Raw genomic sequence first — 11,953 nt, 5'->3', positions numbered from 1 at the left:
GAGGATTTGTCGTTAATTAGCGTGGCAAGCTTGCTGCTTCGCGAGCAAGACGTTCAATTTCATCCCAACGACCAGCTTTCATCAATTCTTTTGGAGCCATCCAGGTTCCGCCTACGCATGCTACGTTTGGCAGGGCGAGGTAGCTTGGCGCTTTCGCCAAATCAATACCGCCAGTTGGGCAGAAAGTAATTTGCGGCAAGGGGCCACCGATAGACTTCAACATAGGTACACCACCTGCTGCTTCCGCGGGGAAGAACTTCTGGTGAGTGAAACCTTGCACATACAAATTCATAGCTTCAGTTGGAGTCGCAACACCAGCCAAAAGAGGAACCGGGCTCGCTTTAGCGGCTTCGATCAAGGCTGGTGTTGTGCCTGGGCTTACCAAAAAGGTAGAACCCGCTTTAATTGCTGCATCCAAATCTTTTGGGGTGATGATGGTGCCTGCACCAATCACTGCATCTTCTGGCAATGCCTCAACCATGGCGGTGATAGCATCCAGTGCGCAAGGAGTACGCAGGGTGATTTCCAAAACCTTCAAGCCGCCAGCGTAAAGCGCTTTTGCCAGAGGTACGGCGTCTTCGATGCGCTCAACAACCATTACCGGTACAACCGGTGCTACTTTCAAGATTTGATCTATGGATAAAGCCACTGTGTGTTCCTCGTTTGAGATAAATACTTACTTTCAATTCTGTTTAACAAATAACTTAAGGCGCCCAATAAACCACAACAGGTACGCGGTCTTGTTGCAACACCGCACGAATTGGCATTTCGGCTACATCAGTGCCAGCTTGGGCTTTGCGCAATACGGCCAATTTTTCATCGCCTGTTAGTAATAGCACCAAAGTCCTGGAACGCAATAAACCAGCAAGTGACAAGGTCATTCTTTCGGTAATAGCTCCGGTTACTTCACTTTGATGGGCAATAATTGCTGCACAAAGTTCAGGAGAGTCTGGATTTAGTGCTGGCTCAAGGCCGTTGGCGTGCGGGAACAAAGAGGCGGTGTGGCCGTCGTTACCCATGCCGAGAATAGTGACATCGAAAGGTTGTGCGAGTTGCTGGTAGGCGGCTTCGCAATCAGCCAAGCCCTCTTGTGCGGTTTCGGCGGTATTCTTCATGCCGATCAAATTGGCGACTGCCGCTTTGTTTTGGATAAGGTGTTTTACGGTAAAAGCTTCGTTGCTTTTGTCGTGATCGAAATCAACCCAGCGCTCATCAACCAGCGCTACGTAAACTGATTCCCAGTCTAAATCTACATTGCTTAAGCTTTTGTAGAGTGGCTCCGGCGTACTGCCACCGGAAACCATAAATGTTGCTTCACCACGTTCTTCGATTGCCTGGGTGAGCGCAGCAACGCACTCAGCTTCCAAGGCTGCCACCATGTCTTGACGATTTTCAAACAAACGCTCAGTCAACATTAGTGGCTTTCCTCCGCATCCGTACCAACTTCTTCAATATTGAACCAGTTGCGGCCATCGCTTGCGAGTAATTGCGCTGATGCAATCGGCCCCCATGAACCTGCCATGTAGCCGAGCGGTTTATTTTCAGGACGCTGCCATGCTTCGATAATCGGGTCAATCCATGCCCAAGCTGCATCAACTTCAGCGCGGTGAATAAACAAGCTTGGGTCATTTGCCGCAGCATCCAACATCAAACGCTTGTAAGCATCGCTGTGGAAATCTTTGTAGGTTTCAGCAAAGTTCAGGTTCAACACAACGGGGGACAAATGTGTCTCGTGCTTGCCCAAATCTTTGGAGTTCATAATGATCTTAATGCTTTCTTCCGGCTGCAAACGAATCACCAAACGGTTTGGCACCGGATTGCCAGCAGTTTCCGGATAAACGCGGTGCGCAACATCTTTGTATTGAATAACGATTTCAGCAAAGCGCGATTTCATACGCTTGCCAGTACGCAAATAGAAAGGCACGTTAGCCCAACGGGAATTGTCGATGTGCGCGCGAATCGCTACGAAAGTCTCAGTGTTACTTGGCTGGCCTAATTCATCCAAATAACCGGGAACATTGGTGTTATCCATTTGGCCCGCAACATATTGACCACGCACTGTATTGTATTTCACAGTGTTGCCAGTTAGTGGACGAAGGCTTTCCAACACTTTTAATTTTTCTGCGCGAATACGCTCGGCAGTCATTTTGTTGGGCGACTCCATAGCCACCAAACACAACAATTGCAGAATGTGGTTTTGCACCATGTCACGCAGTGCACCAGCGCCATCATAAAAGCTTGCGCGACCTTCCAAACCAACAGTTTCAGAGATGGTGATTTGCACGTTGTCGATAGTGCGCGCATCCCACAAGTGTTCAAAAATACCGTTGGCAAAACGCAACGCCAACAGATTTTGTACTGTCTCTTTACCGAGGTAGTGATCGATACGGAAGATGGCTTCTTCTTTGAAATATTCTGCGATACTGCTGTTAATTTCTTCGGCGGTTTTTGCGTCGTAACCGAGTGGTTTTTCTACTACCACGCGCGCGTATTTGGTGATCAAACCACTTTCATGCAAATGCTTACAGGCATCGCTAAATACTGAAGGTGGAGTAGAGAGATAGAATACGCGTTGACGGTTTTCGCCATTGTTCAGCAACTCGGCAAGCGCAGCCCACTTGTCATCGAGTTTGGAAATATCGATAAATACCGGAAAAATAATAGTCGCAAAACTATCCCATGCTGTTGCCTCAAACTCATCTTTATTCAGATGTTTTTGCGCAGCGTCACGCACTTTGTCTTTGTATTCCAACACCATTTGCGCGTTGCGCAGAGTTGGGATGATGCGAGTTCCTTCAGGTAGTTCACCATTGCGATGGGCACGAAATAAACCCGGAATTAATTTGCGCAGCGCCAAGTCACCAGCACCACCAAAAAGAACAAAATCAAAGGCTTCAAGCATGAGGATTATCCTGTAAATACTTCTATATATTCTAACTACTGATCGAACCAACTAGCGTTGGTGGAGAAAAGCTCCACCTGTTTATTTATTCGTGTGAGACCTACCAACTGAAAACGGTGGCGCCCTCTTCTGCTTTACCTACTGTTGCGCGCAAAGGTGCAAACAATTCACGGCCCATACCCTCATGGCTTGCCGCTAAATCGGCAGTCGCAAATTGACGCCCCTTCAATTCTTCATCACTGATCAATAAGGTCAAAGTGCCGGCTTCTGCATCCAGCTCAATCATATCGCCGTTTTGGATCAGGCCGATTGGGCCGTTATCCAAAGCTTCTGGTGAGATGTGAATCGCGGCCGGAATTTTACCTGATGCACCGGACATACGGCCATCAGTTACCAAGGCGACTTTAAAACCGCGATCCTGCAATACGCCGAGAGGCGGCGTCAGCTTGTGCAGTTCTGGCATACCGCAGGCTTTAGGGCCCTGGAAGCGTACAACTGCAATAAAATCTTTTTCCAATTCGCCGCGTTTAAACGCTGCCTGCATTTCTTCCTGCGCGTGGAACACGATTGCAGGTGCAGTAACTTTACGGTGCTCAGCTTTTACTGCAGACACTTTAATGATTGAGCGACCAATATTGCCTTTGAGCAAACGCATACCGCCATCGGCAGTGAAAGGCTTGGTTGCTGGGCGTAATACAGAGTCATCCAGACTTTCAGCTGGGGCATCACGCCACACCAGTTTGTCACCATCAATAAATGGTTCTTTGGTGTAAGGCTCCAAACCGCCTGAACCCATTACAGTTTTAACATCGTCATGCAATAGGCCTACTGAACGCAGTTCGCGCATCAAATAACCCATACCACCTACGGCCTGGAAGCGGTTTACATCCGCCAAACCATTGGGGTAAATACGGCACATAAGCGGGATTATATCAGACAAATCACTCAGATCTTGCCAGTCAATAATGACGCCAGCAGCGCGGGCGATAGCCACAATGTGCATAGCGTGATTAGTTGAACCACCGGTTGCCAACAAGCCAACAATACCGTTCACAATCGATTTTTCTGTGACAATCTCAGCCATAGGGGTGAAATTATCGGGCGCGGAAATACGCGCTAACTGATGCACAGCTTCGCGAGTCAAAGCATCGCGCAGCGGAGTGTAAGGGTTTACGAAGGAGCTGCCGGGCAAGTGCAAGCCCATAATTTCCATCAGCATTTGGTTACTGTTAGCGGTGCCGTAGAAGGTACAGGTACCGGCGCTGTGGTAAGACGCACTTTCAGCTGCAAGTAATTCTTTACGACCAACTTTACCTTCGGCAAACAATTGGCGCGCCTTGGCTTTTTCAGCATTAGGCAAACCCGGAGTCATTGGGCCCGCAGGTACAAAAATAATCGGTAATTGACCGAAGGACAAAGCGCCCATCGCCAAACCTGGAACGATCTTGTCGCATACGCCCAGGCACAAAGCGCCGTCGAACATATCGTGCGACAGGGCGATAGCAGTAGACATGGCGATTACATCGCGGCTGAACAAGGACAAATCCATGCCCGCGAAGCCCTGGGTCACACCGTCACACATTGCCGGAACACCGCCCGCCATTTGGGCAGTCATACCCACTTCGTGAGCGGCCTTTTTAATAGGTTCTAAATATTCACCGTATGGAACGTGTGCAGAAAGCATTTCATTGTAAGCAGAAACAACACCCAGGTTACCGGCCTGACCTTCAGCCAAAGCGAGCTTGTCAGCATCGTTACAGGCAGCAAAACCGTGAGCCAAATTCGCACAACCCAAATGATGACGAGATGGGCCAGACCTGCGCGATTTCTGCACCTTGGCAAGGTAAGCAGCGCGGGTATCACGGCTCTTGTCGATAATTCGGTTGGTAATTTCAATAAGTCTTGAATCAGTCATGGCATACCACTTGTTGTTGAGTCTGCTTTCATTGGCTGGCTGAGTTACAACCATACAACGACGGAATTGCTGCCAGGCGACTGCACAATGGCAATCAACCTTAAATCTAAGCGCCCACATAAGATGCGGACGACTATTGTACCGGCAAACGCAAATCAATGCTTTCACCGGCTAGCATTAACGCCAGTAAATGTTTACCGAGCGCGCCGGAACGCTCCTGCATGCCGGTTACATCTACCAAAATGCCAGTAGTTACCGGCACTTTGGCTTTCAATTTTATGCAGACTATTGAGCGGCCAGCTCCTAGAGCGGGCCGCAGCTTTTACTTTCTGGCGTTTTTGTAAAATGCGATCAAATGACGAGTCGATGCATCATGTGCAGGGTTGATCTTGGCGTCTGCTGACAACTCAGGCTGAATTGCCGAGGCCAATACCTTGCCCAACTCCACGCCCCACTGATCAAACGAGTGGATGCGCCAGATGATGCCCTGCACAAAAATCTTGTGTTCATAGAGCGCAATCAAAGCACCCAGGGTTTTGGCATCCACTTGTGGCAACAATAAGGTGTTAGTTGGGCGATTGCCCTTGTGCACCTTATGCAGCACGATTTCTTCAATACGCTCGGCGCTTACGCCTTTTGCAGCCAGCTCTTTGCGCACTTGGTTGGCGTCAATACCTTGCATTAAGGCTTGGGTTTGCGCGAAGAAGTTAGCCATCAATGCATCGTGGTGGCCTTCAACTGGAGTATTTGGCGATACCGAACCAATAAAGTCAGCCGGGATAATATCCGTACCCTGATGCAGCATTTGGTAGAAAGCGTGTTGGCCATTGATACCAACCTCACCCCATACCAGCGGCACACTGCCGTAGCTAATTGGCTCACCCGCCCAGTTGACGTGTTTGCCGTTAGATTCCATTTCCGCTTGCTGCATATAAGCAGGGAAGCGATGCAAACATTGGTCGTAAGGCAACAAAGCTTGCGCCGGGTAACCGAGGAAATTACGGTTCCAAATGCCTACCAAAGCCATCATGACCGGAGCATTCTCTTCTAATGGCGCTTGCTGGAAGTGCAAGTCCATCTCGTAGGCGCCTTTCAATAAATCGGTAAAGCCATCAAAACCAATAGCAAGGGCAATAGGCAAACCAATCGCAGACCACAAAGAGAAGCGACCGCCAACCCAATCCCACATATCAAAAATATTTTCTTCACCAATACCGAAAGCGGTTACCAGCTTGCGGTTGGTAGATACAGCCACAAAATGCTTGGCAATTGCACTTTTATCTTTCGCCGCCGCCATAAACCACTGCTCAGCAGTTTTAGCGTTGGTCATAGTTTCCTGGGTGGTGAAGGTTTTGGAGGAGATCACGAACAACACGGTTTCGGGATTCAGGCCTTCCAGAACTTCTGCAATCTGTACGCCATCCACATTGGACACGTAATGCATCTTCAAAGCTTTACTGCCGTAAACTTTCAGCGCTTCGGTGACCATTAAAGGGCCAAGGTTAGAGCCACCAATGCCGATGCTTACGACATCAGTAATAGTTTTGCCGGTATAGCCTTTCCACTCGCCCGAGCGAACTTTTTCAGACAGCTTTTGCATACGCTCAAGCTCAGCATCAATAGCGGGGCGAGCGTCGAGGCCGTCGATCATAATGGGGTTAGAGGATTTATCGCGCAGGGCAACGTGCATAACAGCGCGGTCTTCAGTGGCATTAATATGCTCGCCACCAAACATTTTGCCGCGCCAGGCTTCAATATCAGACTCTTTCGCCAGAGCGAGCAAAGCCGCTTTGGTTTCGTCGGTAATCAGGTTTTTGGAGTAATCAAACAGAATGCGGGGAAGTTCAATCGAGAACTTGTTAAAACGGTCATCATCTTCAGCGAACAGATCTTTGATATGACGGGTTTTGAGTTGCTGGGCATGGGCGGTCAGGGCGCTCCATGAGGGTAAATCAGTTGGACGAGAAAAGGATTGTGAATTAGCCATTTATCGCTCCCGAAAGACAATAACAAACGCGCATTAGTTGATTCCCATTATGGTGTGATGCATCGCCAGGTGGTCTAATGCCCCTTAAGCGATAAAGATAAGACTTGAGCGCGCCACAAGCCCCTTTTTGGGGTGCTCGGATCATGGAAATAGGTGAGGCGCAAAAAGGCCGCTATGATAGGCAGATGGTCTAGGGGTGTCAATTAAAGCGCCCGCCAGAAAGCCCAAAACAGCGCTAAAAATCACCGCTATATTTCGCTTTTTTTAAGATTTACACTCGGCACCGAAATAAACCAAAAATAAGGCTATTTTGTGAACACAATAAACACCCCCGCACTGGGAATTATTGAAGGTTTTTTTGGCCGTAGCTGGCCATGGGCAGAGCGCGAAAGCTATGCAAAATTTCTTGCACTAAATGAGTTCAACTTTTATATCTATGCACCAAAAGACGACAAATATCTGCGCAAGACATGGCAGCAAGATTGGCCAAAAGAAATTAAACAACCGCTCATTCAATTACGCGAAACCTATCGCACAGCCAATATAGATTTCGGTATTGGCTTAAGCCCCCATGAAATTTATATCGATAACACTCACGACAATCGCAAACAATTAATTGCGCGCGTAAATCACATAAACGAATTGGCGCCCGATATTTTGTGCCTGCTATTTGACGATATGCGCGGCGATATTCCCAACCTCGCCAACCTGCAAATTGATTACATGCACGAGGTTGCAGCAGCTAGCACCGCCAAGCGCATTATTTTTTGCCCAACCTATTACAGCTTTGACCCTGTGCTTGAAAAAGTTTTTGGCAAGATGCCAGAAAATTATTGGCAGGATTTAAATAAAAATCTCGATAAAGAAATTGATATTTTTTGGACGGGAGAAAAAGTATGTTCAACAGAATATTCTGTCCACCATCTCACACACGTTGAAGATCTATTAGGCCGCAAACCTTTTTTGTGGGATAACTATCCCGTTAACGACAGCGCGGCGAAATCAAATCTATTGCAACTGCGTGCAATGAATCAATCGCACAGCCAAATTCAAGATCATGTTGCGGGGCATGCGCTTAATCCCATGAACCAACCTTGGCTTTCGCAGATCCCCTTGGCATCGCTACCACATGCCTATCATGAAAAAAATAATTACCAACCTGAAAAAGTATTTGTTGAAGTGACGACAGAACTTTGTGGTGACGAATTAGCGCAGGCATTGCTGCATGATTTACCACTATTGCAAGACAAAGGATTGGCTAAAATGAGCGAGGAAGAAAAAGCGGAATTATTGGAACGTTATTCTACATTTCCATCCAATCCTTTTTGTGCGGAAATTATTGATTGGTTGAGTGGTGGATATACTTTTGATCCGGCGTGTTTGACCTGATCTTTCACACAAACATATTAAGTAGGGAATCGTCATCCTCGCATAGATGTATTAGTACCAATCCTATTACTTGCAAACAGCACCGAATCAAATCCTCTCCAACAACCACTTCCGAATATCATCCACCTGCTCCGCACAAACCGTATGATCCATATTATAAGTTTCATATTTCACACTATAACCACGATCAGACAACTCACGATACGCGCGCTGCCCCAACACCTCATCAACAACAAAGTCACCGGAACCATGTTGAATTAAAATAGGAATCTGTTTATTTGCAGAGTTTTCTATCAAAGTTTCAGTCGTCGCAAAATAGGTGGATAGCGCCAACAAACCTGCCAAAGGTTTTCCGTAACTTAAAGCCGCTTCATACGCCACCGCTCCACCCTGTGAAAAACCGGCAATAACAATTTTCTCACTCGGTACACCGCGCTCAATTTCGCGTTCAATTAACGCGTGGATTTTTTCTGCATTTGCGCGCAGTTGCGTAGCATCTATTTTGCGATCCAGCGTCAACTCAAAAATGTCATACCAAGCTGGCATTACATAACCGTTATTTACAGTAACGGGTATCGACGGAGCATTTGGAAAAATAAAACGTACATTTAGATTTTCAGGCAGCCGCAACTCACGAGCCAACGGGGCAAAATCATTGCCATCAGCGCCCAAACCATGCAGCCAAATGACCGAAGCTGACACAGCAATTTTCGGATTGGATTGCACTTCAATACAGGGTAAATAATTCATAGTGTTTCCTTCTCATAAATCTTTTAAAAAGCGGAGTCTTGACCTGTCACAAATCTGTTACATAGGTGTCATAAACTACAGAAACTATGCATTTCACTCCAACAGTTAATATTCCTGATAACGGTGGCCTAATTTGCGGGTTTCGTTTAGACGCAACCAGCAAACCGCAACCACTAAAACTTTACGCCGCCGACCAACGCAGCGAGCTTCCGCACGAGCCGCACTGGCTGCACTTTAATCTTGCCGATACACGCGCCACCCAATGGTTAAATTCATGCTCATTGATTCCCGAAGACGCGCGCGATTTATTGCTGGATAGCGATGCCCACATTCGCAGTGAAAATTTTGACCATAGCTTAGCATTGATCATTGGGGATTTATTTCACGATTTCAAAGAAGACCCGGAAGAACTTGGCGTTTTGCGTTTGTATCTTGATAACGAACGCTTGATTACTGGTCGCGGCCATCCATTAAAATCGGTTGATCGTCTTCGCCATGAATTGTTTGAAGGGATGATTTTTGCGAATTCATTGGATTTGTTTGCGCGCCTGATTTACGACATTGGCGACTCCATGCACAAAGTCATCAAAGATCTTAACAACCGTGTTGATGACGCCGAAGACCAAATTCTCGCCGGACATTTACACAATCAAGGCAGCGAGTTGGGGCGTATTCGTCGATTGCTCGCTCGCTTGCGACGCCATCTCAGCGCCAATCGCCAAGCCTTGCATCACGCAATGCCTCACATTGCGCGCTGGAGCCAGCACGACATTTCTGAATTACGCCAAGCCGTTGAACATCTTGAGTCAACCATTCAAGATTTGGAGCTGGTGCAGGAACGCACGCGGCTACTGCAAGAAGAAATTGCGGGGCGCATGAGTGAAGCAACAAACCGCAATTTATACGTGCTTTCGATAGTCACCGTAACCCTGCTACCAATCAATTTAATTACGGGTATTTTTGGGATGAACACGGGCGGATTACCTTGGGGACAAGATGACCCTTCCGGCTTTTGGTGGGTGATCTTTTTTATGGTTATTGCGGTTATCACCTCGTTGAGGATTCTGCACCGTAAGCGCATTTTGTAGGCATGACTATTTGCTCAAGTTTTGTTCTATCCGCACTCTAAACTTTCAATACCGCACAAAAATCACAAGCACCCTCATCTATCGCCAGACAAAACACGCCAAAACACACTACACTTCGGTAACGGGATAGAAATATCTCAGCCGAAATTCCGATTCCCCACTGCATCCTAGCGGTGCTAAAGAGTTTAGATGTCACACAATCATCCGTACAAAATCGCTCCCGATCATAACTTCGAAACTATCAACGCTACCATTTCGCCCCACGGGCAATTGAATATTTTATCTAAAGTTGAAGTCGCCAAATTATTGGATTCAAGCCAAAGCGGTTTGTACAAATTATTCCGTAGCTGCTCGCTCGCCGTGTTGAACACGGGTAACGATTTGGATGACGGCAAAGAATTGCTAGAGCGCTACAGCAATTTTGATATCAGCATTGTGCAGCAGGAGCGCGGCATTAAACTCGCCGTAAAAAATGCACCGGCCAATGCGTTTGTCGATGGCAAAATGATTAAAGGTATTAGCGAGCATTTGTTTACCGTGCTGCGCGATGTGATTTACAACAACGACGCGATTAACGAAAACCCAAATTTCGATGTTGATACTACGGAAGGTATTACTGATGCGGTGTTCCATATGCTGCGTAATGCCAACTTGCTGCATCCGGGGCAAGATCCGAACCTCGTGGTGTGCTGGGGCGGCCACTCCATTAGCCGCGGTGAATATGACTACACCAAAGAAGTTGGTTACCAGTTAGGTTTACGCAGCTTGGATATTTGCACCGGTTGCGGTCCCGGCGCCATGAAAGGCCCAATGAAAGGCGCCACCATCGGTCACGCCAAACAGCGTACGCCTAATGGTCGTTACATCGGCATTACCGAGCCGGGAATTATTGCAGCTGAAGCGCCTAACCCCATCGTTAACCAATTGACGATCATGCCGGATATTGAAAAACGCCTGGAAGCATTTGTGCGCCTTGGTCACGGCATTATCGTATTCCCTGGCGGCGCAGGTACCACTGAGGAAATCCTCTACATTTTGGGTATTTTGCTGCACCCCGATAACAAAGATATCCCCTTCCCGCTCGTGTTTACCGGCCCTGCCAGCTCGGCTGAATACTTTGAGCGTGTCGATAGATTTATTGGCGATACACTTGGCCCTGAAGCGCAAGCCCATTACAAAATTATCGTTAATGACCCGGAAGCAGTCGCTCGTGAAATGGTGGATGGCATTAAGAAAGTGCGCGAATTCCGCAAGCAAAGCGATGACGCCTATTACTTCAACTGGCAGCTTACGATTAGCTCGGATTTACAGCATCCGTTTATTCCCACACACGACAACATGCGCAATCTGGAACTGCATAAGAATCAGCCTAGTCATTTGTTGGCCGCAAACTTGCGTCGTGCCTTTTCTGGCATTGTTGCTGGTAACGTGAAAGAAGAAGGCATTCGCACCATTGAGGAGTTTGGCCACTTTGAGCTTCATGGGGACGCTGAAATCATGCATCCTGTAGACGAACTCCTCGAATCCTTCGCCAAACAAAACCGCATGAAGCTGCCGGGGCGCGAATACAAACCCTGCTACAAAGTCATCAAATAAGCTTTATTGTTAACTTGAACGACAATTTTGTAGGAGATTGACTACAAGCTCTGTAGTCAATTTCCTACAAAACTTACCGAATTTAGCGACTGTTTATCTGCCGTCATTCTCTGGATAATGAGCAACATCAGGAAGTAGACAGTGAGTAAATCGGCCAGGAAAGGTCAATGGAGGCGTCCCCTTAAAGGAGAACGTCAGGAGATTCAGGAGCGGCCAGGAACGGATTGACGATGGATGAATGGCTAAGGGAATAAACCCAAGGGGTTAACAGGGATAGAGACGGACCAGAGCACTGACTACTACAGAGTTTATGGACAATATCTGCA

10 protein-coding genes are annotated in these 11,953 nt (G+C 47.5%); 3 read left to right on the top strand and 7 right to left on the bottom strand.

Annotated elements, in window-relative coordinates; genetic code table 11:
* Positions 1 to 16: 16 nt before the first annotated feature.
* The 6 genes from IE104_RS02570 to pgi form a co-directional block, all read right to left on the bottom strand.
* Positions 17 to 649: a bifunctional 4-hydroxy-2-oxoglutarate aldolase/2-dehydro-3-deoxy-phosphogluconate aldolase gene (locus tag IE104_RS02570; protein WP_189415811.1), complete on the bottom strand. Its 633-nt coding sequence runs from the start codon at positions 647 to 649 to the stop codon at positions 17 to 19.
* A gap of 55 nt (positions 650 to 704) precedes the next feature.
* On the bottom strand, positions 705 to 1,415 hold the full coding sequence (gene pgl, locus IE104_RS02565) for a 6-phosphogluconolactonase (RefSeq protein WP_189415809.1): 711 nt from the start codon (positions 1,413 to 1,415) through the stop codon (positions 705 to 707).
* Positions 1,415 to 2,902, bottom strand: a complete 1,488-nt coding sequence (gene zwf, locus IE104_RS02560) for a glucose-6-phosphate dehydrogenase (protein ID WP_189415807.1) — start codon at positions 2,900 to 2,902, stop codon at positions 1,415 to 1,417. The genes pgl and zwf overlap by 1 nt, the downstream gene beginning before the upstream one ends.
* Positions 2,903 to 3,002: 100 nt before the next feature.
* A complete protein-coding gene (edd, locus tag IE104_RS02555; protein WP_189415805.1) occupies positions 3,003 to 4,817 on the bottom strand; it encodes a phosphogluconate dehydratase in 1,815 nt (604 codons plus the stop codon).
* A gap of 133 nt (positions 4,818 to 4,950) precedes the next feature.
* Complete coding sequence (locus IE104_RS19095; protein ID WP_268247512.1) at positions 4,951 to 5,079, bottom strand: hypothetical protein; 129 nt, start codon at positions 5,077 to 5,079, stop codon at positions 4,951 to 4,953.
* 60 nt (positions 5,080 to 5,139) lie between these two features.
* Entirely contained in the window at positions 5,140 to 6,804 is a 1,665-nt protein-coding gene (pgi, locus tag IE104_RS02550) for a glucose-6-phosphate isomerase (RefSeq protein ID WP_189415803.1), read from the bottom strand.
* Between the two features lie 312 nt (positions 6,805 to 7,116).
* Between pgi and IE104_RS02545 the strand changes: the two genes are divergently transcribed.
* Positions 7,117 to 8,193 carry a beta-N-acetylglucosaminidase domain-containing protein gene (locus IE104_RS02545; RefSeq protein WP_229837579.1) on the top strand — a complete coding sequence of 359 codons (1,077 nt, stop codon included), beginning with the start codon at positions 7,117 to 7,119 and terminating at the stop codon, positions 8,191 to 8,193.
* Between the two features lie 87 nt (positions 8,194 to 8,280).
* On the opposite strand, the gene IE104_RS02540 is transcribed toward IE104_RS02545, so the two are convergent.
* Positions 8,281 to 8,943: an alpha/beta hydrolase gene (locus IE104_RS02540; protein ID WP_189415801.1), complete on the bottom strand. Its 663-nt coding sequence runs from the start codon at positions 8,941 to 8,943 to the stop codon at positions 8,281 to 8,283.
* Positions 8,944 to 9,029: 86 nt separating this feature from the next.
* Between IE104_RS02540 and IE104_RS02535 the strand changes: the two genes are divergently transcribed.
* Together IE104_RS02535 and ppnN are read left to right on the top strand one after the other, a co-directional pair.
* Complete coding sequence (locus IE104_RS02535) at positions 9,030 to 10,031, top strand: CorA family divalent cation transporter (RefSeq protein ID WP_189415799.1); 1,002 nt, start codon at positions 9,030 to 9,032, stop codon at positions 10,029 to 10,031.
* Between the two features lie 189 nt (positions 10,032 to 10,220).
* The gene (gene ppnN / locus IE104_RS02530; RefSeq protein WP_308429258.1) at positions 10,221 to 11,627 is read left to right on the top strand and encodes a nucleotide 5'-monophosphate nucleosidase PpnN; all 1,407 of its coding nucleotides are present in this window, start codon (positions 10,221 to 10,223) and stop codon (positions 11,625 to 11,627) included.
* Positions 11,628 to 11,953 lie beyond the last annotated feature (326 nt).

Origin of the sequence: Cellvibrio zantedeschiae, from assembly GCF_014652535.1 — a bacterium.
Classification (GTDB): Bacteria; Pseudomonadota; Gammaproteobacteria; order Pseudomonadales; family Cellvibrionaceae; genus Cellvibrio; species Cellvibrio zantedeschiae.
Note: the sequence above shows the minus strand (reverse complement) of the source record. Positions and strands in the feature narration are given on the sequence as shown.

Bases quoted from the DNA above. Each gene is read 5' to 3' on its own strand.
- pgl (WP_189415809.1), bottom strand. From the start codon at position 1,415: ATGTTGACTGAGCGTTTGTTTGAAAATCGTCAAGACATGGTGGCAGCC.
- zwf (WP_189415807.1), bottom strand. From the start codon at position 2,902: ATGCTTGAAGCCTTTGATTTTGTTCTTTTTGGTGGTGCTGGTGACTTG.
- edd (WP_189415805.1), bottom strand. From the start codon at position 4,817: ATGACTGATTCAAGACTTATTGAAATTACCAACCGAATTATCGACAAG.
- pgi (WP_189415803.1), bottom strand. From the start codon at position 6,804: ATGGCTAATTCACAATCCTTTTCTCGTCCAACTGATTTACCCTCATGG.
- IE104_RS02540 (WP_189415801.1), bottom strand. From the start codon at position 8,943: ATGAATTATTTACCCTGTATTGAAGTGCAATCCAATCCGAAAATTGCT.
- IE104_RS02535 (WP_189415799.1), top strand. From the start codon at position 9,030: ATGCATTTCACTCCAACAGTTAATATTCCTGATAACGGTGGCCTAATT.
- ppnN (WP_308429258.1), top strand. From the start codon at position 10,221: ATGTCACACAATCATCCGTACAAAATCGCTCCCGATCATAACTTCGAA.